This is a genomic window from Sphingopyxis granuli (assembly GCF_001559015.1).
Lineage (GTDB): Bacteria > Pseudomonadota > Alphaproteobacteria > Sphingomonadales > Sphingomonadaceae > Sphingopyxis > Sphingopyxis granuli.
The window spans coordinates 2,337,379-2,362,383 of the sequence record NZ_CP012199.1 but is presented as its reverse complement, the minus strand read 5'-3'; the positions used below and the strand labels follow the sequence as shown (position 1 = coordinate 2,362,383).

Genomic DNA, 25,005 nt, shown 5'->3' with positions numbered 1-25,005 from the left:
CGCCCTTACCGATAGGGCGCGTCGGCGGCAAGATTGGCCGCAATCGCGCGCTCCCATTTGTCGCCATTGGCGAGCAGCTTCGCCTTGTCATAGAGCAGTTCCTCGCGCGTTTCGGTCGCGAATTCGAAGTTCGGCCCCTCGACGATCGCATCGACCGGGCAGGCTTCCTGGCAGAAGCCGCAATAGATGCACTTGGTCATGTCGATGTCGTAGCGTGTCGTGCGGCGCGACCCGTCGTCGCGCGGTTCGGCCTCAATCGTGATCGCCTGCGCCGGGCACACCGCTTCGCACAGCTTGCACGCGATGCAGCGCTCCTCGCCGTTTGGATAGCGGCGCAGCGCATGCTCGCCGCGGAAACGCGGCGACAGCGGGTTCTTCTCGAAGGGATAGTTGATCGTCGCCTTCGGCTTGAAGAAATATTTGAGCGTCAGCCAGTGCGCCTGCACGAACTCCCACAGGGTGAAGGTTCTGACGAGATGGGCGATGTTACTCATGAATACCTCGTCAGCATCAGATAGCCGGACACCAGGAACACCCAGAAGAGCGAGATCGGCAGGAAGACCTTCCAGCCCAGCCGCATGAGCTGATCGTAGCGGTAGCGCGGGACGGTCGCCTTCACCCAGGAAAAGACGAAGAAGAAGAAGAAGATCTTCGCGAACAGCCAGATCCAGCCGGGCACGACATAGAGCGGCGCCCAGTCGACCGGCGGCAGCCAGCCGCCCCAGAACAGCACCGCGTTGAGCGTGCACATCAGCAGCACGTTCGCATATTCGCCGAGCCAGAAGAGCGCGAAGCTCATCGACGAATATTCGGTCTGATAGCCTGCGACGAGTTCGCTCTCGGCCTCGGTCAGGTCGAACGGGGTGCGCGCGGTCTCGGCCAGCGACGAGATGAAGAACAGCACCGCGAGCGGGAAGAGCAGCAGGTTGAAGCCGAAGGCGTTGACGATGCCGAGCCCATGCCCCTGCTGCACCCTGACGATCTGGTTCAGGTTGAAGCTGTCGGCGAACAGCACGACGCCGATCAGGATGAAACCGATCGACACTTCGTAGCTGATCATCTGCGCCGACGCGCGAAGCGCGGAGAAGAAAGGATATTTGGAGTTCGACGACCAGCCCGACAGGATGACGCCATAGACGCCGAGCGACGAGATGGCGAGGATGTAGAGCAGACCGATATTGATGTCGGCGAGCACCGCACCCGAATTGAACGGGATCACCGCCCACGCCATCAGCGCCACCGTGAAGGTGATGATCGGCGCGATCAGAAACAGGCCGCGGTTGGCGCTCGACGGAATGATCGTTTCCTGCAGGAAGACCTTCAGCCCGTCGGCGAAGCTCTGGAGCAGACCGAAGGGCCCGACGACGTTCGGCCCGCGCCGCAGCGCCATCGCCGCCCAGATCTTGCGATCGGCATAGATGATCATCGCCACCGCGAGCATCAGCGGCAGCGCAATGAGCAGGATGCCGCAGATGGTGGCAAGCCCCCACGCCCATTCGTAGGACAGGCCGAGATTCTGGAAAAACTCGGTCATTCCGCCGCCTCCGCAAAATCGACGCCGTGGAGCAGTTCGTCCGAGCAGCGCTGCATCGTCGGCGAGGCGCGGCAGATGGCGTTGGTCAGGTAGAAATCCTTGATCGGCGACGGAATTTCGCGCGCCTCGGGCCTGGCGGGCAGCTTGGGTAAGTCATTAAAGTCTTTTGGCCAGCCGTAATCGACCAGCCCTTCGATACCCAGTTCCGGCACCGCCGCGATCATCGCCGCGCGGCACTCGTCAAAGCTGTCGAAGCCGACCGAAACGCCCAGCGCATCGGCAAGAGCGCGGAAGATGCTCCAGTCCTCGCGCGCGTCGCCGGGCGCGAACACCGCCTTGTCGCTGCGCTGGACGCGGCCCTCGGTGTTGACCGTGGTGAAATCCTTCTCGGTCCACGCCGCGGCGGGCAGAATGACGTCGGCGGCGTGCGCGCCCTTGTCGCCATGATGGCCGACATAGACCTTCAGCGTTCCATCGAACGCCGCGAAATCGACGTCGTCGGCACCAAGGAAGAAAGCGAGCTTCGGCTTGGCCGCGATCACGTCGTTGATGCCGCCCGGCTGCGAATAGCCGAGCATCAGCGCGCCCATGCGCGCGGCGGAGAAATGGACGACGTTGAAGCCGTTCCAGCCGTCCCTGACCGCGTTCACGCTCCTGGCGAGTGCAAGGCCGGCGCCGTGGACGCCGGGCACCGACAGCGCTCCGCCGCCGAATATGAGCATCGGCCGCTGCGCGCCCTTCAGCGCATCGAGCGCCGCCTTGGGCAACTTCGCGACGAGCGAGGCGTCGTTGCCAAGCCATTCGACCTTGTAGGTCAGGTCGATCTCTGGCCCGATGCCGAACACTTTCGCGCCCTTCTTGTACACCGCCTTGCGGACACGCGTGTTGATGAGCGGCGCTTCCCAGCGCAGGTTGGTGCCGACCAGCAGGATCACGTCGGCATTCTCGGCCTCGGCGATCGTCGTGTTGAAATTGACCGCCGACAGGCTGGTGACGTCATAGGCAAGCCCGGTCTGGCGCCCCTCGAACAGATGGCCGCCGAGCGCGGTCACCAGCGCCTTCGCGGCGAACATCGTCTCGCAGTCGGCCATGTCGCCCGCGATCGCCGCGACCGAAGCGCCGGCATTCGCGGCCCTGATCGCCTCGAACGCTTCGGCCCAGCTCGCCTCGACGAGCTGGCCGTCCTTGCGGACATAGGGACGATCCAGGCGGCGGCGGATCAGGCCGTCGACATGGTGGCGCGTCTTGTCGCTCGCCCATTCCTCGTTCACGTCGTCGTTGACGCGCGGCAGCACGCGCAGCACCTGTCGCCCGCGGCTGTCGATGCGGACGTTGGTGCCGACCGCGTCGCTCATGTCGATGCCGAGCGTCTTGGTCAGCTCCCACGGACGCGCCTCGAACGCATAGGGCTTGCTGGTCAGCGCGCCGACCGGACAGAGGTCGACGACGTTGCCCGAAAGCTCGCTCGCAACCGCGCGCTCCAGATAGGAGGTGATCTGCATATTCTCGCCGCGATAGAGGGCGCCGATATCCTCGACCCCCGCGACCTCTTCCGCGAAACGGACGCAGCGCGTGCACTGGATGCAGCGGGTCATGATCGTCTTGACGATCGGCCCCATATATTTTTCGGTCACCGCGCGCTTGTTCTCGTGAAAGCGCGATCCGCCGCGGCCATAGGCGACCGCCTGATCCTGCAGGTCGCATTCGCCGCCCTGGTCGCAGATCGGGCAGTCGAGCGGATGGTTGATGAGCAGAAACTCCATCACCCCCTCGCGCGCCTTCTTGACCATCGGACTGTCGGTACGGATGATCTGCCCGTCGGATGCGGGCAGCGCGCACGATGCCTGCGGCTTCGGCGGCCCCGGCGACACCTCGACCAGGCACATGCGGCAATTGCCGGCGATCGACAGCCGCTCATGATAGCAGAAACGCGGGATTTCCTTCCCCGCCATCTCGCACGCCTGCAGGACCGTCGCGCCCTGCGGAACGTCGAGTTCGATGCCGTCTACGGTTACTTTAGGCATTATTCCGCGGCCTCCATCATGCCGCCATTTTCGCGGATACGGCGCTCCAGTTCGGGGCGGAAATGGCGGATCAGGCCCTGGATCGGCCACGCCGCCGCGTCGCCCAGCGCGCAGATGGTGTGGCCCTCGACCTGCTTGGTCACGTCGAACAGCGTGTCGATCTCGTCGATCGTCGCGTCGCCGGTGCGCAGGCGTTCCATCACGCGCCACATCCAGCCGGTGCCCTCGCGGCACGGGGTGCACTGGCCGCAGCTTTCGTGCTTGTAGAAATAGCTGATGCGGCTGATCGCCTGGACGACGTCGGTCGACTTGTCCATCACGATCGCGGCGGCGGTGCCGAGGCCCGACCCGAGCGCCTTGAGGCCATCGAAATCCATCGGCGCGTCCATGATCTCGGCCGCCGGGACCAGCGGCACCGACGATCCGCCCGGGATCACCGCGAGCAGATTGTCCCAGCCGCCGCGGATGCCGCCGCAATGCTTTTCGATCAGTTCGCGGAAGCTGATGCCCATCTCTTCCTCGACCACGCACGGCCGCTCGACATGGCCGCTGATCTGGAAAAGCTTGGTGCCCTTGTTGTTCTCGCGCCCGAAACTCGCGAACCACGCCGCGCCGCGGCGCAGGATCGTCGGCACGACCGCGATGCTCTCGACGTTGTTGACCGTCGTCGGACAGCCATAGAGGCCCGCGCCCGCCGGAAACGGCGGTTTCAGGCGCGGCTGCCCCTTCTTGCCTTCGAGGCTTTCGATCATCGCGGTTTCTTCGCCGCAGATATAGGCGCCGGCGCCGCGGTGGACGAAGACGTCGAAGTCGTAGCCCGATTTCGCCGCATTCTTGCCGAGCAGGCCGGCGTCATACGCCTCCTGCACCGCGGCGAAGAGCGTTTCGGCCTCGCGGATGAACTCGCCGCGAATGTAGATATAGGCGGCGCGCGCGCGCATCGCATAGCCGGCGATCAGCGCGCCCTCGATCAGCTTGTGCGGATCGTGGCGGATGATCTCGCGGTCCTTGCACGACCCCGGCTCGGATTCGTCGGCGTTGATGACGAGGAAGCTTGGACGATCCTCGCGCGGCTCCTTGGGCATGAACGACCATTTGAGGCCCGTGGGAAAGCCCGCGCCGCCGCGCCCGCGCAGGCCCGACGCCTTGACCTCCTCGATGATCGCGTCCTGGCCGCGCTTCATCAGATCCTTGGTCTTGTCCCAATCGCCGCGCGCCTGCGCGGCCTTCAGGTTCCATGGCTGGAACCCGTAGAGGTTGGTAAAGATGCGATCCTTATCGGCGAGCATCGCTTACCACTCCTTCCGGTAATCGTGGTTCGCCGACACCATCTCGGTCAGCGTCGTCGGGCCGCCCTCGGGATCGCTGGTGTGGCGCTTCGGGTTCTGCGTCCCGGTCTTCGGCTGCTTGCCCGCCGCCAGATCATCGAGGATACGGGTCATGCTGTCGTAATCGAGGTCTTCGTAATTGTCGTCGTTGATCTGGACCATCGGCGCGTTGGCGCAATTGCCCATGCACTCGACCTCGGTCAGCGTGAACAACCCGTCGGGGGTGGTCTTTCCCTTGACCATGCCGCGGTTCTTGCACGCCGCCATGACGTCGTCCGACCCGCGCAGCATACACGGCGTCGTGCCGCAGACCTGCACATGATAGCGGCCGACCGGCGCGAGATTGTACATGGTGTAGAAGGTCGCGACCTCGTAGGCGCGGATATAGGGCATATCGAGCTGCGCGGCGACATATTCGATCACCGGTATCGGCAGCCAGCCCTGCGTGTTCGTCGCTGCCCCTACCTGCCGCTGCGCGAGGTCGAGCAGCGGCATCACCGCCGAGCGCTGCCGCCCCGCGGGGTAGCGCGCGATAATGACCTTCGCCTGTTCGGCATTTTCGGGCGTCCACGCGAAATCGCCCCAGCGCGCGCGGACTTCGGCTTCGTCGGGGATGTTGGGTGCGTCGGCCATTAGCGGTCACACTCTCCGAAAACGACGTCGATGGCGCCGATGATTGCAGTCGTGTCGGCGAGCATGTGGCCCTTGGCCATCATGTCCATCGCCTGAAGGTGGCTGAACGCCGTCGGGCGGATCTTGCAGCGGTACGGCTTGTTGCTGCCGTCGCTGACCAGATAGACGCCGAATTCGCCCTTCGGGCTTTCGGTCGCGACATAGACTTCGCCCGCGGGGACGTGGAAACCCTCGGTGTAGAGCTTGAAGTGATGGATCAGCGATTCCATCGAGCTCTTCATCTCGGCGCGCTTCGGCGGCACGACCTTGCGGTCGAGGCTGGCGACCGGGCCGCTCGGCATGTCGCGCAGGCACTGCTTGATGATGCGCGCCGACTGATAGACCTCCTGCACGCGGACCATGAAACGGTCGTAGCAGTCGCCGCGCGTGCCGACCGGAATGTCGAATTCCATCTGCGCATAGGCGTCATAGGGCTGGCTCTTGCGGATATCCCACGGAATGCCGCTGCCGCGGATCATCGGGCCCGAGAAACCCCATGCCAGCGCGTCTTCCTTGCTCACCGTCGCGATATCGACGTTGCGCTGCTTGAAGATGCGGTTGTCGATGACAAGGCTCATCGCATCGCCGAACAGCTTCGGCAGGCGCGTCTCGCACCATTCGCCGATGTCGACGAGCAGCTTTTCGGGCGCATCCTGATGCACGCCGCCGGGGCGGAACCACGCCGAGTGCATGCGCGCGCCCGACGCGCGTTCGAAGAAGTTCAGGCAATCCTCGCGCAGTTCGAACACCCACAGGTTCGGGGTCATCGCGCCGACGTCCATCACGTGCGACCCGATGTTGAGCATGTGGTTGCAGATGCGCGTCAGTTCGGCGAACAGCGTCCGCAGATATTGCGCGCGTGCCGGCACCTCCAGATCGAGCAGCTTCTCGATCGCGAGGACATAGCTGTGCTCCATCCCCAGCGGCGAGCAATAGTCGAGCCGGTCGAAATAGGGCAGCGCCTGAAGATAGGTCTTGTATTCGATCAGTTTCTCGGTGCCGCGGTGGAGCAGGCCGACATGCGGGTCGACGCGTTCGATGATCTCACCGTCGAGTTCCATCACCAGCCGCAGCACGCCGTGCGCCGCGGGGTGTTGCGGGCCGAAGTTGATCGTGTAGTTCGTCACCGCCTGGTCGCCCGCCGTGTCCGCGGTGTCGACCGGATAGCCTTCGAACATGTCGCTGCCGTGATGCCGGACCGTGGGAGAATCGGTCATGCGTCACCTCCTTTGGGCTTGCGCGGCGCGCGCGGCTTGGCGGGAGCCTTCGCCTTCGCGGGGGCTTTCTCGGCCTTCGCTGTCGCGGGCGTCTTCGCCTTCGACGCGGGTTTGGCCTTGGCGCCGTCTTCGCTCGTCTTCGCGGCGGCGTCGTTCGCCTTGCTTCCCGCGCCCGTCTGCGCCGGCTTGTCGGTGGTCTTGGGAGTCGGCGGCGGCGCGGCCTTGGCCTCGTCGGCCTTCTTGACCTGATCGGCGGTCATCGGGGTGGGCGCTCCCTTGCCCGGCGCCTCGCCCGTGCCGCCCGCCTTTTCGTCGCCGGGCAGGATATAGTCGGCGCCTTCCCACGGCGACATGAAGTCGAAGTTGCGGAAATCCTGCGCCAGCCGCACCGGTTCATAGACGACGCGCTTGTCCTCTTCCGAATAGCGCAGTTCGATATAGCCGGTGAGCGGGAAATCCTTGCGCTGCGGATGCCCCTGAAAGCCATAGTCGGTCAGGATGCGGCGCAGGTCGGGGTTGCCGCTGAACAGCACCCCGTACATGTCGAACACCTCGCGCTCGAGCCAGCCGGCCACCGGCCAGACAGGCACCACGGTCGGCACCGGCGTCACCTCGTCGGTGGTGACGCGGACGCGCAGGCGATGGTTCCGGGTAACGCTGAGCAGGTGATAGACGACCTCGAAGCGCTCCGGGCGGTCGGGATAGTCGACCCCGGCAATCTCCATGAGCTGCTGATATTCGAGCGCATCGCGCAGCGTCACCATCACGCCGTCGACCGCGTCGCGGCGAACGGTGATGCTGTCCTCGCCGACGGCCTGGACATGCGCGAGCAGATCCTTGCCGAGCAGTTTCTTCAGCGCCTCGGCGAGGCCTTCGCGCGGCGCGATCAGGGGAGCGGGGCTGGACATCAGCGTTCGATCGTCCCGACGCGGCGAATCTTCCGCTGCAATTGCATCACGCCATAGAGCAGCGCCTCGGCGGTCGGCGGGCAGCCGGGAACATAGATGTCCACCGGCACGATGCGATCGCAGCCGCGCACCACCGAATAGCTGTAATGATAATAGCCGCCGCCGTTGGCGCAGCTTCCCATCGAGATGACATATTTGGGGTTCGACATCTGGTCGTAGACCCGGCGCAGCGCAGGCGCCATCTTGTTGCACAGCGTTCCGGCGACGATCATCACGTCCGACTGGCGCGGGCTGGCGCGCGGCGCGGCGCCGAAGCGCTCCATGTCATAGCGCGGCATGTTGACGTGGATCATCTCGACCGCGCAGCAGGCGAGCCCGAAGGTCATCCACCACAGCGAGCCGGTGCGCGCCCAGCCGAACAGATCCTCGGTCGTGGTGACGAGAAAACCCTTGTCGCCGACTTCGGCGTTGAGGTCGTCGAAAAAGCCCTGGTCCGGGGCGGTGCCCGGCGCGACCGGCATCTGGCCGGGGGTCAGGATGGAGGTGTTGCTCATTCCCAGTCCAGAGCCCCTTTCTTCCACGCATAGACAAGGCCGATCGCGAGTTCGGCCAGGAATATCATCATCGTCGCCCAGCCGGCCCAGCCGATCTCCTTGAGGCTGACCGCCCACGGAAAGAGAAAGGCGGCTTCGAGATCGAAGATGATGAAGAGAATCGCGACGAGATAGAAACGCACGTCGAACTGGCTGCGCGCATCCTCGAACGCGGGAAAGCCGCATTCATATTCGCTGAGCTTCGCCGGATCGGGCTGATGGGCGCCGGTGAGCCGGGCGATCCCCATCGGCAGGAAGACGAAGGCCGCCGACAGCCCGACCGCGACGGCCAGGAAAATCAGAATCGGCAGATATTGCGTCAGGTCGACCATGAAGCACGCAGTCCTGTGTTCGTTTCTGGGTTGTTCGCCACCCGTTAGCGGGGCGCTTTAGGCCAGCGCGTCGCGCCTCGCAAGCGCTGCGGGCATGAAATTCCCAGCATGCTGTGATCCAGAGCATAAACGGCGCTGGCAAGGCGCGCCAAGCCTGTGATAGGCCGATGATGGGGGCCGGCCGACGGCCCGGATCGGGTCCGATTGCGAGATGGGAGCATATATGGGACGATTTCTTCTGCGGGGCGCCCTCGCCATGGCGACGATCGCCACGCTGGCGGCCGTTCCGGCCCACGCCGAGCTGGTGAACGCGTCGAATCCGGCGACGATCAAGGCGATCGTCGAGTCGCAGGGCTGGCCCGCGACGCTGGTCAGCAAGCCGGGCGACGACCCCTATATCGAAAGCAACCGCAACGGGCTGAAATTCCTGGTCCTGTTCATGAACTGCACCGAAGGCCGGAACTGCAAGACGCTGCAATATTACATGGGATTCAGCGACGCCAAGCAGGTGCCGCTCGAAAAGTTCAACCAGTGGAACAAGGAAAAGCGCTTCGCCCGCGCCTATCGCGACGACGAGGGCGATCCGGTGCTCGAAATGGATGTCGACGTCGATTTCAACGGCATCCCGCGCGAGAATATCGGCGAGACCTTCAACACCTGGTCGTCGCTGATGGACACGTTCCGCGAATTCATCTTCGAAGACTGAGCGCCGGGCGCCGACAGGTAATTGTTCCCCGGCGAAAGCCGGGGTCCATGCGGAGCCGCGCCATGCCATCTGGACCCCGGCTTTCGCCGGGGAACAAGCTCTTACTTGCCTGAACGATATATACGCCAAACAAGTTCAGAGTGACTCAAGGTTGAAAGCCGGTCGTCTGCCCCGTGCTTTCTTCTCAGGCGCCGCGCAAGGCGCCGGCGACCAGCTTTTGCAGCTTCGAATGCACCGCCGCGCTGCCGGCGACGAATTCGCGGCGCTCGATCGTGCGGTCGCCGCCGCGGAAATCGCTGACGAATCCGCCCGCCTCACGCACCAGCAGCATTCCCGCCGCGACGTCCCAGATCGCGAGGTCGCTTTCCCAGAAGCCGTCGAAGCGCCCCGCCGCAACCCACGCAAGGTCGAGGGACGCCGCACCGAAGCGGCGGATGCCGGCAACCTCGGGCGCGACGGCGCCGAAGACGCGGCCCCACTGCGCCATGTCGCCATGGCCCATATAGGGGATGCCGGTCGCGACAAGGCATTCGTGCAGGCTACGGCGCGACGAGACGCGGAGGCGGCGGTCGTGCAGCCACGCGCCGCGGCCGCGCTCGGCCCAATAGCTTTCGTCTGTCACCGGCTGATAGACGAGCGCCGCGGTGACGTCGCCCCAGCCGCCGCCGAGCTTCGGTTCCTGCACCGCGATCGAGATGGCGAACTGCGGAATGGCGTGCAGGAAGTTCGACGTGCCGTCGAGCGGGTCGATGATGAAGCGCGGCTTGCCCGCCTCGCCCTCGATCTCCCCCGCCTCTTCCATCAGGAAGCCCCAGCCGGGGCGCGCATGGCTCAATTCGTCATAGAGCGTGCGCTCGGCCGCCTGATCAGCCTTTGACACGAAATCGGCGGGCCCCTTCTGCGAAACCTGAAGATGCTCGACCTCGCCGAAGTCGCGGCGCAGCTTCGTGCCCGCCTTGCGCGCGGCGCGTTCCATGACGGTGATGATGCCGGAAATGGCCATTTTCTATCTCCCCCCTCCCGCTTGCGGGAGGGGCCGGGGGTGTGCGCTAGAAGGGGCGGGCCTGTCGCCCACCCCTAACCCCTCCCGCAAGCGGGAGGGGAAACCAGTCAGTCCGCGCGGCGGACATATTCGCGGTCGTAGACATTGACCACGATGCGGGTGCCGCTGGTGATGTGCGGGGGCACCATCACGCGCACGCCATTGTCGAGGATCGCGGGCTTGTAGGACGAGGAGGCCGTCTGGCCCTTCACCACCGCGTCGGCCTCGACGATCGTCGCTTCGATCTGTTCGGGCAGTTCGACCGAGATCGGACGCTCTTCCCACAGTTCGAGCACGACCTCCATCCCGTCCTGCAGGAAATCGGCGGCTTCGCCGACGACATCCTTCGAGATGTTGATCTGTTCGTACGTATCCTTGTCCATGAAGACGAGATCGTCGCCCTCGGCATAGAGATACTGGAAATCCTTGGTGTCGAGGCGGACCTTCTCGACCGTGTCGGCGCTGCGGAAGCGGTTGTTGAGCTTGCGGCCGTCGATCAGATTCTTGGCCTCCACCTGCATATAGGCGCCGCCCTTGCCCGGCTGGGTGTGCTGGATCTTGGTGACCTTCCAGATGCCGCCCTCATATTCGATAATATTGCCGGGACGGATATCAACGCCGGAGATTTTCATCGCGCACACTCACTTGAACAAGGATGGTAAAGAGCCGCCGGCGCGCGCGGAGCGCACCGGTCACAGGAGCGCGCCCTTAGCGGTCGGCGCGGCGGAGAGCAAGCGGCTTACGGCGTCGCGTCCGCCGCCGCCCGCGTCCGGCGATAGGTGAAGGCGATCACGCCGACGAACAGCAGCACCCCGATCAGGATCGCGTTCGTCCCGAACCCCTCGCCCACTACCGCGAGCGGCGCGTCGCTTCCCGAACCCGCGACGACGCCCGCGAAGAGCACGCCGAACAGACTTTCGCCGACGATGAAGCCGGTCGCGAGCAGCACGCCCATGCGGCTGTAGAATTCTGGCTTGGCGCTGCGCGCCGCGCGCTTCTCCCACAGGTGGCCGATGGCGGCGCCGATCGGGATCAGGATGGTGAGCGACATTGGCAGATAGATGCCCATGCCGACGCCGAGCGGCGGCAGCCGCATCTTGCCCAGCCGCCCCAGCAGTTCGTCGACCGCGATCACCGCGACGCCGATCAGCGCGCCATAGCCGATCAGGTCCCAGCGCAGGTCGCCGCCGAGCACGCCCTTCGCCAGCGCGCTGATCAGCGCCGCCTGCGGCGCGGGCAGCGCATTGGCCCCCGCCCCTTCCGCGCCGGCGAAGCCGAACGCCTGGTTGAGCAGATCGAGCACCGGCGGGATGATGAGCGAACCGAAACCGACGCCGATGACGAGCGCGAACTGCTGTTTCCACGGCGTCGCCCCGACGAGCTGGCCGGTCTTCAGGTCCTGAAGATTGTCGTTCGAGATCGTCGCCACCGAAAAGACGATCGCGGTGGTGAACAGCGCATAGGCGACGAGCGCCGCCGTGTCGGCCTCGCTATGATTGCGCCCGAAGAAAAAGAGCAGCATCAGCGATGCCGCGATGACCGCGAGGATGCCGACCCCCGACACCGGGCTGTTCGACGCGCCGATCAGGCCCGCCATATAGCCGGTGACCGCGGCGATGATCGCGCCGACGAACAGCACGAAGACCAGGGTCGCGGCGATCACCCCGACGGGGTGCGCGGCGATCGGCCCGCCCTGCGCGAAAAACCACAGCAGCCCGGCGATCGGGACGAGCGAGCCGAGAATGGTGCCGACGACGATGCCGAACGAGAGGTCGCGTTCGCCGAGCGCGACCGTCTCGCCCGCGCCGCGCGCACGCGACGAAGCGATCGATCCCTGGATGCCCCGGACGACCGGCCCGACGATCTTGAACAGCGTCCACAGCGCGGCGACGCCGATCGTGCCCGCGCCGATGAAACGCACCTGCTGCGAAAAGACCGCGCCGACGACATCGTCGACCGATCCCGCGACGCCCTGCGCCGCGGTCAGCACCGGCATCAGCCCGCCCCACGCGATCAGCATGCCGAGCAGCATGGCGAGGCCGACCGACAGGCCGACGAGATGGCCGACGCCGATCAGCGCGAGCGACAGGCTGGCGCTCGCCCCGCTCGCGCCCGCGCCGATCTTGAAATTCCGGCCGATCTCGGTCGCCGCCAGCTTCATCGCGCCGAGCAGCGCGAACCCGGCGCTGACGAGCGAGCCGAGCAGGATCGTTCGCAGGCCGCGCTGATTCTCCTCGGCGCCGTCGCCGGCGCGCGAGCCGACCTTCAGCACTTCGGCGGCGGCGACCCCCTCGGGATAGGGCAGGTCCGATCCGGCGACGAGCGCGCGCCGCAGCGGCACCGAGAACATCACGCCCAGCGTTCCGCCGATGAAGCAGACAGCGGCGGTGGTCCAATAGGGAAAGCCCTGCCACCAGCCGACGATGACGAGCCCCGGCAGCACGAAGATGATCGCGGCGAGCGTCCCCGCGGCGCTGGCGATCGTCTGGACGATGTTGTTCTCGAGGATCGTCGCGCCCGACAGGAAGCGCAGGATCGCCATCGAGATCACCGCCGCGGGAATCGAGGTCGCGAAGGTCAGCCCGACCTTGAGCCCCAGATAGACATTCGCCGCGGTGAAGAGCAGCGTGATGAGCCCGCCGAGGATGATCCCGCGAAGCGTCAGTTCGCGCAGGTCCGCGGCGCGTCCGCTGGTGTCGATCATCTCTTTCCTCCCCACTTACCTCTACGCGGCGGCCGCGCGTCCATCCGATCCCACGCCCGCGCCGAAAGGCGACGAGCCGAAGCGGGTTTGACGCATTGATCCAATATTCCGATTTCCGCCGTCGTCATAGTGTTTCGCATGACGTTGCATCCGCCCACTGCCCCGCCCGGCGCACAGCCGCACCATGCGCCCTGTGCCGGCCTGTTCGGCTGGCGCAAGGACGCGGCCGCACCGCGCCGTGAAGCGGAGGAGGCCGAAGAGCCGGGAAAGGATTATCCCCCCGACCGGAGGTCGAGGATCGCGGCGAACGCCCGTACCGCCTCTGCGGGACCGCCGGGATAGGCCCACACGCCCGCCGACACCGCGAGGAAATCGGCGCCTGCATCGACCAATGTCCGCGCATTGTCGGTAGTGATGCCGCCGATCGCGACGCAGGGCAGTTCGAACAGCCCCTGCCACCAGGTCAATATCTCGGGATCGGCGCGATGCTCGACCGCCTTGGTGCTGGTCGGGAAGAAGGCGCCGAACGCGACATAGTCGGCCCCCGCCTCGCCCGCCTCCATCGCGAGGTGGCGGCTGTTGTGGCAGGTGATCCCGATCTGAGCCTGCGGCCCGAGCAGGCGGCGCGCCTCCTTCGGGTCGCCGTCACCCTGCCCCAGATGCACACCGTCCGCGCCGATCCGCCGGGCAAGCGCCATGTCGTCGTTGACGATGAAGGCGGTGCCGTGCGCTGCACAGATCGCCTGCAACGGTTCGGCGAGCCGGGCGGCTTCGTGCTGGGTTACATCCTTGACGCGAAACTGAAAGGCCGCGACGGGCGCCGCCGCCAGCGCCTGCTCGAGCTTCTCGGGAAAATCGCCCCCGACGTCGAGCGGGGAAATCAGGTAGAGCTGGCAGGCTGGTGTGGTCATGGCGGGTTCATAGCGGCGCGTTCAGGGTCCGGCAAATGCAGAAGCTTCCTTCTCTCGCGGTCCTCCCCGCTCTCGCCCTCTCGGCCTGCGCCGCGACGGGCCAGCAGGCTCCGCTTCCCGACGGCAGCAACGTCGCGCTCGGCCAGCGCGCCTACGTCGATGGCCCGATCGTGCAGCCGGTAGAGGTGCTGGAGGACAGCCGCTGTCCGGCGAACGTCCGCTGCGTCCATGCGGGGCGGGTGCGGGTAAAGATGCTGTGGCTGCGCCCGACCGGAGAGGAGCAGCCGTTCGAAGTCATGTTGGGCGGAGCCACCCCGCTCGCCGACGGCAGCATCCGCCTGCTGGCGGTGCGCCCCGACAGACGCACCGACACGGCGATCGCGCCGGAGGATTATCGCTTTTCGTTCCGCTTCGACGGCGGGCTGTAGCGTTCCCCCGCAGGCAATAGGACACGTGAGGGTTTGTTCCCCGGCGAAAGCCGGGGTCCAGATGGCATAACCCTGCCTCGCGTGGAACCCGGCTTTCGCCGGGGAACGATGAACTACCGAAAGGGGGGAGAATTGCCGAGTGGCATCGGGGCGCTCTGGGTCCCCGCCTGCGCGGGGACACGGCTATTGAGGGCGATTGCTTTGCGGAGGCTCAACGCACCCGCGCCAGGACGAACCCGTCCCATTTCTTGACGCCGACCGTCTGCACCGCGGTCGCGTCGATACGCGCGTCGGCGTTCAGCATGTCGAACAGCGCCCGCGTGCCGTCGATCCGCGGATCGCCGCTGTCCGGATCGAGCACACCGCCTTCGCGCACGACATTGTCGACGACGATCGTGGTGCCGCTGCGGCCGAGCCGGATCGCTTCGGCGACATAATGGGCGTTGCCCTGCTTGTCGGCGTCGATAAAGACGAAGTCGAACGGCGCCGCGCCAGTCATCGCGGCGAGGCTGTCGCTCGCCGGCCCGACGCGGATATCGACCCGATCCGACACCCCCGCACGATCGAGATTTGCGCGCGCGACACGGGCGTGCGCCTCCTCGATCTCCAGCGTCACCAGTTCGCCGCCTTCGGGCAGCGCGCGGGCGAGCCAGATCGTCGAATAGCCGCCGAGCGTCCCGATTTCGAGGATGCGGCGGGCGCCCGCGATCTGCGCGAGCAGGAACAGCATCTTGCCCTGCGCCGCCGAAACGTCGATCGGCGGCAGGCCATTGGCCTCGTTGTTCGCAAGCGCAGCGGCGAGCGCGTCGTCATCGCCGAGCAGTTTCCCGGCGATATAGGCATCGACGGCTCGCCAGCTGTCGCTCATCAAGCCACCGAGGCGGCGTGGATTTCGTCGATCGCCCCACCCAGCGAGGCGTCGAACGCCGCGTCGTCCATCGAGGCGCGCAGGTCTTCGAGCAGCGCGCGGCTGAAGCTCGCGATGATGCCGGGGTTCTTCGCCAGTTCGACGCAGGCTTCGGGGCGCTTGTAGCCGCCCGACAGCGCGACGACGCGCAGCACCCTGGGATGGTCGACGAGCGGCTGGAACAGGCCGGGCTCGGTCGGCAGCGACAGCTTCAGCATCACCGGCGCGCCGTCCCAAGCATCGAGCGCCGCCAGCGTTTCCTGAAGCAGCAGGCGGTCCGCCGCGGCACGCTCGGCGCTCTTGATGTTCACTTCGGGCTCGATGATCGGAACCAGGCCGTGCGCCGCGATGCGCTTTGCCTCGGCGAACTGCTGCTCGACGATCGCCTTGACGCCCGCCGGATTGGCAAGGTTGATGACGCTGCGCATCTTGGTGCCGAACACCCCCTTGGCGACCGCACGCTGGCACAGCGCGTCGAGATCGGGCATCGGCTTCATCATCTGGACGCCGTCGGCCTCGGCCTCCAGCCCCTTGTCGACCTTCAGGAACGGCACCACGCCGCGCTCCCACAGCAGCGCCGGCACCGGTTTGCCGCCGGCCTCGCCGTCCATCGTGCGTTCGAACAGGATCGCGCCGATCACCTTGCCGCCGCCGAAGCAGGGCGCGGTGACGATGCGGCTGCGCATCGCGTGGATCAGGCCGAACATCTCCTCGTCGTCCGACCAGGCCCCTTCGTCGATGCCATAGCCCTTCAGGGCCTTGGGCGTCGAACCGCCGCTCTGGTCGAGCGCGGCGATGAATCCCTGACCCGATTTGATCTTGTCCAGCATCTCGGCATTGGCGGCAGTCATGTCATCTCCATTGGGCTGCATAGATTGGGGGAGCGATAGCCCGCGCCCCGACAGGAAGCAAATCGCAGGGTCGCGTCAGCCCCTCAGCGCATCGACGCCCGGCAGCGGCTTGCCTTCCATCCATTCGAGGAAGGCGCCGCCGGCAGTCGAGACGAAGGTGAAGTCGTCCGCCACACCCGCGTGATTGAGCGCCGCGACGGTATCGCCGCCGCCGGCGACCGAGGTCAGCGACCCTTCGCGCGTCAGCGCCGCCGCGGTTCGGGCAAGCGCGACCGTCGCGGTGTCGAAAGGCGGCGTCTCGAAGGCGCCGAGCGGCCCGTTCCACACCAGCGTGCGGCAGGTCTTGAGCACATCGCCCAGCGCCTCGATCGCCGCCGGGCCGACGTCGAGGATCATCTCGTCGGCCGCAACCTCGTGGACGTTGACGGTGCGCGTCGGCGGATTGGGCGCGAACTGCTTCGCGACCACCACGTCATAGGGCAGATGGATCGTGCATCCGGCCTTGTCGGCGCTGTCGAAGATGGCGTTGGCGGTCTCGACCAGATCGTGCTCGCACAGCGACTTGCCGACATCGACCCCGCGCGCGGCGAGGAAGGTGTTCGCCATGCCGCCGCCGATGATCAGGTGATCGACCCGGCCGACAAGGTTCCGCAGCACGTCGATCTTGGTCGACACCTTGGCGCCGCCGACAACCGCCGCGACGGGATGCGCCGGGTTGCCGAGCGCCGCGTCGAGCGCCTTGAGCTCGGCCTCCATCGCCCGCCCGGCATAAGCCGGCAGGCGATGCGCGATGCCTTCGGTCGAGCCATGGGCACGGTGCGCGGCGGAGAAGGCGTCGTTGACATAGAGGTCGCCCACCTCGGCCAGCGCGTCGGCGAAGGCGGGGTCGTTCTTCTCCTCGCCGGGATGGAAGCGCGTATTCTCCATCACCGCGACGTCGCCGGGGGCAAGCACCGCGACGCCGGCCTTCGCGCCCTCGCCGATGCAGTCGGGGATGAACATCACCGAATGGCCGAGCACGTCGATCACCGCGTCGATGACGAGGCTCAGCGACTGGGTGGGATTCTTCGCTCCCTTCGGCCGCCCGAAATGCGCGAGCAGCAGCACGATCGCGCCCTTGTCGGACAGCTCGCGGATCGTCGGCATCGCCGCGCGGATGCGCGTGTCGTCGGTGACCGCGCCGTCGGACATCGGGACGTTGAGGTCGACGCGCACCAGCACCTTCTTGCCGGTGACGTCGCCGATGTCGTCGAGGGTCCGAAAACCTGTCATCTCTCACTCCGTTCGCCCCGAGCCTGTCGAAGGGCCGTTCTTTTCTTCAACAAGGACAGGGCTTCCCCCGGACCTGATCCGGGGTCAGCCCAAACGGGGCTTGGGATTACAGCAGCCCGGCGATCACGCCCGCAGTATCGACCATGCGGTTCGAGAAGCCCCATTCATTGTCGTACCAGCTGACGACGCGAACCAGCTTGCCTTCGAGCACCGAGGTTTCGAGGCTGTCGACCGTCGAGCTGGCCGGGCAATGATTATAGTCGATCGACACCAGCGGCTCGTCCGAATAGGCGAGGACGCCCTTCAGCGCGCCTTCCGACGCATCCTTGAGGATTTTGTTCACTTCCTCGACGCTCGTGTCGCGGCCCGGCGTGAAGGTCAGGTCGACCAGGCTGACGTTCGGGGTCGGCACGCGGATCGCCGAACCGTCGAGCTTGCCCTTGAGCTCGGGCAGCACCTCGGCAACCGCGCGCGCGGCGCCGGTCGTCGTCGGGATGATCGACATACCGGCAGCGCGGGCGCGGCGCATGTCGCTGTGGATCTGGTCGAGAATCTTCTGGTCGTTGGTGTAGGCGTGGACCGTGGTCATTAGGCCGCGCTCGATCCCCAGCGCCTCGTGAAGCACCTTGGCGACGGGTGCGAGGCAGTTGGTGGTGCAGCTGGCGTTCGACACGATCTTGTGATCGGCGGTCAGCTTGTCATGGTTGACGCCATAGACGACGGTCAGGTCGACGCCCTTGGCGGGGGCCGAGATCAGCACGCGCCTGGCGCCGGCGGCGAGGTGCTTGCCCGCGCTTTCCGCGTCGGCGAAGAAGCCCGTGCATTCGAGCGCGATATCGACGCCCAGTTCGCCGTGCGGCAGGTTCGCGGGGTCGCGTTCCTTGGTCACGCGGATCGCCTTGCCATTGACGATCATCCGGTCGCCTTCGGCCTTGACCTCGCCCGGGAACGGGCCGTGGACGCTGTCGCGCTTGAACAGCAGCGCATTCGCCTTCGCATCGGCGAGGTCGTTGATCGCGACCAGTTCGAGGCCGCAGTCCGGCCGTTCGAGGATCGCGCGGGCCACCAGGCGGCCGATGCGTCCAAAACCGTTGATTGCGACTTTCACTGCCATGTCGAAACGTCCTTTCTGCGGAAGAGGTCGGGCGGGTCCTTATTGACCGAGCCGGGCCAGGATCTGGGGAGCGATGGCATCGGCGGTCAGGCCGAAATGCCGGTAGAGATCGTCGATCGGCGCCGAAGCGCCGAAGCTGTCGATGCCGAAGCGCAGACCGTCGCGGCCGGTATAGCGTTCCCATCCGAAGGTGGTGCCCGCCTCGATCGAGACGATCAGCGCGTCGCGCGGCAGGACGTCGGCGCGATAGGCGCTGTCCTGTTCGTCGAACAATTCGGTCGAGACCATCGAAACGACGTCGGCGCCCTGCCCCGCCGCTTCGAGCCGCTCGGCAACGTCGAGCGCAAGCGACACCTCCGAACCCGTCGCGACGAGCACGACGCGGCGCGCCGCCGCTGCGTCGCGCAGGCGGTAAGCGCCTTTCAAACAAAGATTTTCGGTGACGTCATGCCGCAGCGGCGGCAGGTTCTGGCGGGTCAGCGCGAGCAGCGTCGGGCGACTGTCCTGCGCCAGCGCGATCGCCCAGCATTCGGCGGTCTCCACCGCATCGGCGGGGCGCATGACGAGCAGGTTCGGCATCGCGCGCAGCGATTGCAGATGCTCGATCGGCTGGTGCGTCGGCCCGTCCTCGCCCAGCCCGATGCTGTCGTGCGTCATCACATAGACGACGCGCTGGCGCTGGAGCGCCGACAGGCGGATCGCACCGCGGCAATAATCCGAAAACACCAGGAAGGTGCCGCCGTAGGGGATGACGCCGCCGTGCAGCGCCATGCCGTTCATTGCGGCCGCCATGCCGAATTCACGGATGCCATAATAGATATAGCGGCCCGAATAATCATCCTTGGTCAACGGTTTGGTCGATGACGTTTTGGTGTTGTTCGAACCCGTCAGGTCGGCGCTGCCGCCGACGAGCGCCGCGATATCGGCGGTGAGCGCGGTCAGGGCGTTTTCCGACGCCTTGCGCGTCGCGACCTTGGGCGGTTCGGCCACGAGCGAGTCGAGATAGGCGCGGAAGGCGTCGTCCGGCGCGACCTTGCCGCTCAGACGATCCTCGAATTCCTTTTTATTCCCGTTCGTTGCAAGCCGATCGTTCCATTCGGCATGAAGCGTCCGGCCCCGCGCGCCGAACCCCTGCCACGCTTCGGCGATCTCGGCGGGAATCACGAAGGGTTCGGCCGTCCAGCCGAGATTGGCGCGCGCCGCAGCGATCTCGTCGGCGCCGAGCGGCGATCCGTGCGTCGCCGCGGTGCCCTGCTTGTTCGGGGCGCCGAAACCGATCAGCGTCCGGCAGGCGATCAGCGACGGGCGGCCATCGGCGATGGCGGCGTCGATCGCGCGGCGGATATCGGCGGGATCGTGCCCGTCGCAGCTTTCGACGTGCCAGCCGGTCGCCGCATAGCGCGCCCGCACATCCTCGCTCGTCGACAGGTCGGTCGAGCCGTCGATAGTGATGCGATTGTCGTCCCACAGCACGATCAGGCGGCCGAGCCCCAGATGCCCGGCCAGGCCGATCGCTTCGTGGTTGATGCCCTCCATCAGGCAGCCGTCGCCGGCGATCACCCAGGTACGGTGGTCGACCAGCGCGTCGCCGTAGATCGCGTTCAGATGGCGCTCGGCGATCGCCATGCCGACCGCGGTCGCGAGCCCCTGCCCCAGCGGCCCGGTCGTCATCTCGACGCCCGCCAGCTCGAAATTCTCGGGATGCCCCGCGCACGGGCTGTTCAATTGGCGGAACGCGCGGATTTCGTCGATCGTCGGGTGCGCATAGCCCGCGAGGTGCAACGTCGCATAGGCGAGCATCGAGCCATGCCCCGCCGAAAGAACGAATCGGTCGCGGTCGGGCCATGCCGGATCGCTGGGATCGAACTTCAGATAATCCGAATAAAGCACCGTCGCGACATCGGCCATGCCCATCGGCATGCCCGGATGGCCGCTGTTCGCGGCCTGGACGGCGTCCATCGCGAGCGCGCGGATCGCGTTGGCGAGCTGACGTTCGGGCAGTGTCATCATTCCCCCGGAGTGGACAGGCTGGTTGCGCGACAGCCCTTTGCGGGGGCAGTGCCCAGAGTCAACCGCTCGCGGCAGAATTTCGCCCGCATTTCGGCGTGGAGAGGCGATTGCACCCCCTTCGCGGCGCTGCTAACCCTTGGTCATGGAACTCGATCTCGACGAATCCAGCCTGGCCATCGGCCGCATCGAGCGGGCGCTGAGCCGGATCGAAAAGGCGCTGGCCGATCGCGAAAGCAGGCCGGCTCCCGCCGCCACACCGTCCGAAACCGCCGGCCAAAGCGCCCTGAAAGCCGAGGTTGCTGCGGTCATCGGCGAACTCGACCGGCTGATCAACGAGGCGAAACATGGCTGACGTCAAGCTCCAGATCGCCGGCCGCCCCTATGACGTGCATTGCGCCGACGGGCAGGAAGAGCGGCTTCACCAGCTCGCGGGGATCGTCGACACCAAGGCGCGCACGATCCAGGGTGGAACCGAGGTCCGCCAGCTGCTGTTCACCGCGCTTCTGCTCGCCGACGAGGCGCACGAGGCGCGAGCCAAGGTCGAAAAGGCCGAACCCCAGTCCGATTCGCTGCGCGCCGCGGTCGCGCTCGCCGAAAGCCGCGAGGCAGCGGCGCGCGACGCTCTGCGCGAAGCCGAGGCGCGCGAGCAGGCGCTGCGCGCCGAACTCGACACCGCACGGCAGGCGTCAGCGCCGCCGCCGCGCAACGCCCACGACCGCGCCCTGCTCCAGATCGCCGAGCGGATCGAAGCGCTCGCCGACCGGGCCGAGCGGATACCCTGACGGAATGGGTTGAGACCCGGTGCCGGCATCCCTAGATAGGGGGCGGCGGGCACTGCCCGGCACGAGCCGCTGCGAATATCCCTGAGGCGATACATCATCCAAGGGAGCTGTCCCTGCCCGGACCCTGGTCCGACGTACATGGCCCCCACCTGACGTTACTGGCGTCAGAGGATTTTCCGGCAAACGACCACGGTGGTCCCGCCACCCACCGCGCAAGAGAGGCTGCGACAGGCGATGACCGACCCGGCCCCCGACCTGGCGCAGCGAAAACAGGAACTGCGCGACAGGCTGCGTTTCCGGCGCCGGCATTTCGCGGCGAATCTCGATCCGATGGCGCGGCTCGCCGCCTTCCGCGTGCTGCCCGCTCCGCTCGCCGAGCGGCTGGCGGAGGAGCCGCTGGTCGGCGGCTATGCACCGTGGGGCGACGAACCCGACATCCTGCCCGCGCTAACCGGCATCGCGGCGCGCGGCGCGCTTGCCCTGCCCCATCATGCGGCGCGCGACGCCGCCATGGCGTTCCGGCGCTGTCCGGAGGGCGCGGCGCTGGTGCGCGGGCCGTGGGGCTCACCGCAACCGGGCCCCGACACCGAAAGCGCGATCCCGTCGATCCTGTTCGTCCCGCTCGTCGGGTTCGACCGGCACGGCGGCCGCCTCGGACAGGGCGGCGGGCATTACGACCGCTTCCTCGCGGCCCACCCGTCCCTCCCCCGCATCGGCGTCGGATGGTCGGTGCAGGAGGTGGACGCGCTTCCCGTGTCGGCGCTCGACGCGCCGCTCGATGCCATATGGACCGAACAGGAATTCATCCTGTGTGGAGACCGTCTATGACCGCTGCCCCCGATCCCCAGCCAAGCTGGCGCAAGCCCGCCGGAATCGCGCTGATCCTGCTGCTGATCGCCGCCTGGGCGACGATCGTCGTCGCGCTTTCGCCGTGGATCGGCACCTGGCCGGTGCTGGTGCAGGGCCTATTCTATCTGGTGGCGGGGATCGTGTGGGTGCTGCCGCTGAAACCGCTGCTGCGCTGGATGGAACTCGGCCGCTGGCGCGGATAGAGCCACCGAACCGGAACGGCCCCGGCCAATGACAAGCGCATCGGTTCGATCAGATATTTTCGGGAGGGGCGCCTTCCCGCCCTGGGCAGGGAATGGCGCGAGTGACGGGACTCGAACCCGCGACCTCCGGCGTGACAGGCCGGCGCTCTAACCAACTGAGCTACACCCGCTTGCGCTTGGGAGCCGCGCCAATATGGCCCCTGTCCCGACCTGTCAACCGTCGCTTTCCATCTCGGTGCGATTTAACCGGTCGCGCATCTCCTCCACCGTGGTCAACGTGCCGCGCTCGAACAGGAAACCGGCCAGATCGGGGGTTCCCGTCGACTGCAACACCGTCTGGAGAATCAGCAGCAGCGGTACCGCGAGCAGCGCGCCAGGCGCCCCCCAGACCCAGCCCCAGAAGCTCAGCGAGACGAGGATCAGCAGCGGATTGACCGTCAGCCGCCGTCCAAGGACCAGCGGCGTGATCAGATTCGCCTCGACCAGATGGACGCCGACGAAGATCAGCGCGGGCAACAGCGCGAATCCGACCGCGTCGAATGTCATCAGCCCGCCCAGCCCGAGCAGCGTCGCGGCGACGATCGGACCCAGATAGGGGACGAAGTTGCACAGGGTGACGATCCCGCCCCACATGAAGGGTGACGGCATGCCCAGCGCCCAAAGCAGCAGCGCGACGACGAGGCCCAGGATCGCGTTGATCATCGTGATCGTCGCCAGATAGTCGGCCGTCGCATCGACGACATTCTGGATCACGCGCGCGGTCTGCATCGCGCCGTCGAAGCTGCCGCGGCGCCGGATCGTTCCCTTGCGCAGCCGTGTCCAGCCGGCGAGGAAGAAGAAGATCACCAGCACCGCGAAGAAGAGCTGGATCGCCGCCGACGGCGCGGCGGAGATGAAATAATCGACCACGGAGGTCGGCGCGGTCGCCGCGACCGCCTGCGACGCCGCCTCGGTCCCGCTCGCGACCGAGGTCAGCGTCCGGTCGACGAACTTCTGCAACGTCGAATAGAAGTCGATCAGCGGCGCGAGATTGCTCTGGATGCGCGGGATCGATTCGGGGAGCCGCGCGAACCAGCCGGTCGCAGGAACGACGATGATCGCCAGCGCGGCGTTCACCAGCATCAGGAAGGCCGACAGCGACAGGAAGGACGCGAGCGCCGAAGGCACGCCGCGCCGTTCGAGCCATTCGAGCAGCGGCACCAGCGCGATGGCGATCACGATCGCGGCGGTCAGCGGCAGGAAGAATTCGGCGCCGGCCTGGAGCGCGAAAGGCAGCCCGAGGCAGAAAGCCGCGCCCAATATCAGCGCCAGCGCCGCGAGCAGCCGATCGCGGCGAAAATCGTCGATCTCGATCTGCTGCAGGGGATTGCCGCGCGTCGGACGCGCGCCCTTCCTCCCCCTGTCCTCGGTCACGCGGGCCTCCTGGTTAACCGCTTCGTCTTAAGCGAGTTTCCCGGGCCGCGCCAGACGGCCGCTGAGACAAGACGCGAAAAACCATCCTGTCCTGTTTCGAGCCAGAATGTCGCGTCCCTACCGGCAATTTAACCAGAAATTTTCCTTTTTCCGCGATGACCGTCGGCACGGACCAGCCTTCGGAGTCACATATCATGGTAAAAGCGCCTGTGGGGGGCGCGCAGCGACCGCTTCGTACACCCTTCCCTTATTCCCTCGTCCTGCTCGCGGCACTGACCGTGCCGATGCAGGCCCAGGCCGCCGGCACCCGTGCCGGTTCCACGATCAGCAACACCGCGACCGCCAGTTTCGACAATGGCGGGGGACCGCAGACGATCGATTCGAACAAGGTCGACCTGCGCGTCGACGAACTGCTCGACGTCACCGTCGATTCGAGCGACCCGGGCGACGTCGTCACGACGCCGGGCGCGACCGGGCAGCGGCTCACCTTCTCGGTGACGAACAACGGCAATGGCGAGGAGGCCTTCGTGCTCGGCACGATCGCCAACGGCGGCGGCGACGATTATGATCCGGCCGTCACCCAGATCTACATCGACAATGGCGACGGCGTCTTCGATGCCGGCACCGATACGCTCTATACGCCGGGCGCGAACGAACCGCTGCTCGACCCCGACGAGAGCGTCATCGTCTTCGTGCTCGCAACGACGCCGGGCACCGTCAGCGACGGCCATCGCGGCATCGTCAGCCTGACCGCGGCCGCCAAGACCGGAACCGGCGCACCCGGCACCAGCTTCGCCGGCCTGGGCGAGGGCGGCGGCGACGCGGTCGTCGGATCGACCGGCGCCGACGGGCAGGATGCCGGCGCGTTCAAGGTCTCGTCCGCCACCGTGGCGCTGGTGAAGGTCGCCACCGTCGCCGACCCCTTCGGCGGCAGCGAACCGGTTCCCGGAGCCACCATCACCTATGCGATCACCGCCACGGTCAACGGCAGCGGATCGGTCAACGGTCTCGCCATCACCGATACGGTCCCGGCGGACACCAGCTATGTCGCCGGCTCGATCAGGCTGGGCGGCACCGCGCTGTCCGACGCCGCCGACGGCGATGCGGGCGATTATGATGGGACGCGGGTCCATGTGGCGCTGGGCGCCGTCGCCGGGGGCGAAACCCGCACCGTCACCTTCCAGACGAAAATCAACTGATGGAGA

General features: G+C 66.5%; 26 protein-coding genes and 1 tRNA gene. 7 read left to right on the top strand and 20 right to left on the bottom strand.

Going from position 1 to position 25,005, the window contains the following annotated elements:
• Positions 1–5: 5 nt before the first annotated feature.
• Genes nuoI through SGRAN_RS10900 form a run of 9 tightly spaced genes read right to left on the bottom strand, consistent with a single transcriptional unit; the run spans position 6 to position 8,608 of the window.
• Entirely contained in the window at positions 6–494 is a 489-nt protein-coding gene (nuoI, locus tag SGRAN_RS10940) for an NADH-quinone oxidoreductase subunit NuoI (protein ID WP_067183557.1), read from the bottom strand.
• On the bottom strand, positions 491–1,534 hold the full coding sequence (gene nuoH / locus SGRAN_RS10935; protein WP_067112179.1) for an NADH-quinone oxidoreductase subunit NuoH: 1,044 nt from the start codon (positions 1,532–1,534) through the stop codon (positions 491–493). Before nuoH ends, nuoI begins: the two co-directional genes overlap by 4 nt.
• Positions 1,531–3,558 carry an NADH-quinone oxidoreductase subunit NuoG gene (nuoG, locus tag SGRAN_RS10930; RefSeq protein ID WP_067183556.1) on the bottom strand — a complete coding sequence of 676 codons (2,028 nt, stop codon included), beginning with the start codon at positions 3,556–3,558 and terminating at the stop codon, positions 1,531–1,533. Before nuoG ends, nuoH begins: the two co-directional genes overlap by 4 nt.
• Positions 3,558–4,847, bottom strand: a complete 1,290-nt coding sequence (gene nuoF, locus SGRAN_RS10925; RefSeq protein WP_067183554.1) for an NADH-quinone oxidoreductase subunit NuoF — start codon at positions 4,845–4,847, stop codon at positions 3,558–3,560. The genes nuoG and nuoF overlap by 1 nt, the downstream gene beginning before the upstream one ends.
• Before the next feature lie 3 nt (positions 4,848–4,850).
• Positions 4,851–5,519 carry an NADH-quinone oxidoreductase subunit NuoE gene (gene nuoE / locus SGRAN_RS10920; RefSeq protein ID WP_067183551.1) on the bottom strand — a complete coding sequence of 223 codons (669 nt, stop codon included), beginning with the start codon at positions 5,517–5,519 and terminating at the stop codon, positions 4,851–4,853.
• On the bottom strand, positions 5,519–6,736 hold the full coding sequence (locus tag SGRAN_RS10915; protein WP_210434239.1) for an NADH-quinone oxidoreductase subunit D: 1,218 nt from the start codon (positions 6,734–6,736) through the stop codon (positions 5,519–5,521). Before SGRAN_RS10915 ends, nuoE begins: the two co-directional genes overlap by 1 nt.
• A 35-nt stretch (positions 6,737–6,771) precedes the next feature.
• Positions 6,772–7,683, bottom strand: coding sequence for an NADH-quinone oxidoreductase subunit C (locus tag SGRAN_RS10910; RefSeq protein ID WP_067112194.1), 912 nt, complete (start codon positions 7,681–7,683; stop codon positions 6,772–6,774).
• Positions 7,683–8,237 (bottom strand): NuoB/complex I 20 kDa subunit family protein, encoded by a 555-nt coding sequence (locus SGRAN_RS10905; RefSeq protein ID WP_104959671.1) that lies wholly within the window; start codon positions 8,235–8,237, stop codon positions 7,683–7,685. Before SGRAN_RS10905 ends, SGRAN_RS10910 begins: the two co-directional genes overlap by 1 nt.
• Positions 8,234–8,608, bottom strand: coding sequence for an NADH-quinone oxidoreductase subunit A (locus SGRAN_RS10900; RefSeq protein ID WP_067112197.1), 375 nt, complete (start codon positions 8,606–8,608; stop codon positions 8,234–8,236). The genes SGRAN_RS10905 and SGRAN_RS10900 overlap by 4 nt, the downstream gene beginning before the upstream one ends.
• Positions 8,609–8,831: 223 nt before the next feature.
• On the opposite strand from SGRAN_RS10900, the gene SGRAN_RS10895 reads away from it, so the two are divergent.
• On the top strand, positions 8,832–9,314 hold the full coding sequence (locus SGRAN_RS10895) for a YbjN domain-containing protein (RefSeq protein WP_067183547.1): 483 nt from the start codon (positions 8,832–8,834) through the stop codon (positions 9,312–9,314).
• Between the two features lie 184 nt (positions 9,315–9,498).
• On the opposite strand, the gene SGRAN_RS10890 is transcribed toward SGRAN_RS10895, so the two are convergent.
• The 4 genes from SGRAN_RS10890 to thiE form a co-directional block, all read right to left on the bottom strand.
• Positions 9,499–10,317, bottom strand: a complete 819-nt coding sequence (locus tag SGRAN_RS10890) for an inositol monophosphatase family protein (protein WP_067183544.1) — start codon at positions 10,315–10,317, stop codon at positions 9,499–9,501.
• 107 nt (positions 10,318–10,424) lie between these two features.
• A complete protein-coding gene (efp, locus tag SGRAN_RS10885) occupies positions 10,425–10,988 on the bottom strand; it encodes an elongation factor P (RefSeq protein ID WP_067183541.1) in 564 nt (187 codons plus the stop codon).
• Positions 10,989–11,095: 107 nt separating this feature from the next.
• Positions 11,096–13,060, bottom strand: a complete 1,965-nt coding sequence (locus SGRAN_RS10880; protein ID WP_067183538.1) for an OPT family oligopeptide transporter — start codon at positions 13,058–13,060, stop codon at positions 11,096–11,098.
• Positions 13,061–13,332: 272 nt separating this feature from the next.
• Positions 13,333–13,971: a thiamine phosphate synthase gene (gene thiE / locus SGRAN_RS10875; RefSeq protein ID WP_067183536.1), complete on the bottom strand. Its 639-nt coding sequence runs from the start codon at positions 13,969–13,971 to the stop codon at positions 13,333–13,335.
• 35 nt (positions 13,972–14,006) lie between these two features.
• Here thiE and SGRAN_RS10870 point away from each other — a divergent pair, with 35 nt between their 5' ends.
• Positions 14,007–14,399: a hypothetical protein gene (locus SGRAN_RS10870; RefSeq protein ID WP_067183533.1), complete on the top strand. Its 393-nt coding sequence runs from the start codon at positions 14,007–14,009 to the stop codon at positions 14,397–14,399.
• A 211-nt stretch (positions 14,400–14,610) separates the two neighbouring features.
• Here the strand turns inward: SGRAN_RS10870 and SGRAN_RS10865 are convergent, their stop codons facing one another.
• From SGRAN_RS10865 to tkt, 5 genes are all read right to left on the bottom strand, one after another.
• On the bottom strand, positions 14,611–15,267 hold the full coding sequence (locus SGRAN_RS10865; protein WP_067183530.1) for an O-methyltransferase: 657 nt from the start codon (positions 15,265–15,267) through the stop codon (positions 14,611–14,613).
• Positions 15,267–16,157 carry a fructose bisphosphate aldolase gene (locus SGRAN_RS10860; protein ID WP_082737202.1) on the bottom strand — a complete coding sequence of 297 codons (891 nt, stop codon included), beginning with the start codon at positions 16,155–16,157 and terminating at the stop codon, positions 15,267–15,269. The genes SGRAN_RS10865 and SGRAN_RS10860 overlap by 1 nt, the downstream gene beginning before the upstream one ends.
• 75 nt (positions 16,158–16,232) lie before the next feature.
• Positions 16,233–17,429 carry a phosphoglycerate kinase gene (locus tag SGRAN_RS10855; protein WP_067183527.1) on the bottom strand — a complete coding sequence of 399 codons (1,197 nt, stop codon included), beginning with the start codon at positions 17,427–17,429 and terminating at the stop codon, positions 16,233–16,235.
• Positions 17,430–17,535: 106 nt separating this feature from the next.
• Positions 17,536–18,543 (bottom strand): type I glyceraldehyde-3-phosphate dehydrogenase, encoded by a 1,008-nt coding sequence (gene gap, locus SGRAN_RS10850; protein ID WP_067183525.1) that lies wholly within the window; start codon positions 18,541–18,543, stop codon positions 17,536–17,538.
• Positions 18,544–18,582: 39 nt separating this feature from the next.
• Positions 18,583–20,550 (bottom strand): transketolase, encoded by a 1,968-nt coding sequence (gene tkt, locus SGRAN_RS10845; RefSeq protein WP_067187033.1) that lies wholly within the window; start codon positions 20,548–20,550, stop codon positions 18,583–18,585.
• A 145-nt stretch (positions 20,551–20,695) separates the two neighbouring features.
• Here tkt and SGRAN_RS10840 point away from each other — a divergent pair, with 145 nt between their 5' ends.
• From SGRAN_RS10840 to SGRAN_RS10825, 4 genes are all read left to right on the top strand, one after another.
• A complete protein-coding gene (locus SGRAN_RS10840; protein ID WP_067183523.1) occupies positions 20,696–20,905 on the top strand; it encodes a hypothetical protein in 210 nt (69 codons plus the stop codon).
• On the top strand, positions 20,898–21,335 hold the full coding sequence (locus SGRAN_RS10835; protein WP_067183520.1) for a cell division protein ZapA: 438 nt from the start codon (positions 20,898–20,900) through the stop codon (positions 21,333–21,335). The genes SGRAN_RS10840 and SGRAN_RS10835 overlap by 8 nt, the downstream gene beginning before the upstream one ends.
• 234 nt (positions 21,336–21,569) lie before the next feature.
• Entirely contained in the window at positions 21,570–22,163 is a 594-nt protein-coding gene (locus SGRAN_RS10830) for a 5-formyltetrahydrofolate cyclo-ligase (RefSeq protein ID WP_067183518.1), read from the top strand.
• Entirely contained in the window at positions 22,160–22,387 is a 228-nt protein-coding gene (locus SGRAN_RS10825; protein WP_067183515.1) for a DUF2842 domain-containing protein, read from the top strand. The genes SGRAN_RS10830 and SGRAN_RS10825 overlap by 4 nt, the downstream gene beginning before the upstream one ends.
• Before the next feature lie 93 nt (positions 22,388–22,480).
• Here the strand turns inward: SGRAN_RS10825 and SGRAN_RS10820 are convergent.
• Both SGRAN_RS10820 and SGRAN_RS10815 read right to left on the bottom strand, forming a co-directional pair.
• Positions 22,481–22,557, bottom strand: a tRNA-Asp gene (locus tag SGRAN_RS10820).
• A 43-nt stretch (positions 22,558–22,600) separates the two neighbouring features.
• Positions 22,601–23,800: an AI-2E family transporter gene (locus SGRAN_RS10815; protein ID WP_082737201.1), complete on the bottom strand. Its 1,200-nt coding sequence runs from the start codon at positions 23,798–23,800 to the stop codon at positions 22,601–22,603.
• 194 nt (positions 23,801–23,994) lie between these two features.
• Here SGRAN_RS10815 and SGRAN_RS10810 point away from each other — a divergent pair, with 194 nt between their 5' ends.
• On the top strand, positions 23,995–24,999 hold the full coding sequence (locus SGRAN_RS10810) for a DUF11 domain-containing protein (RefSeq protein ID WP_067187031.1): 1,005 nt from the start codon (positions 23,995–23,997) through the stop codon (positions 24,997–24,999).
• Positions 25,000–25,005: the final 6 nt, after the last annotated feature.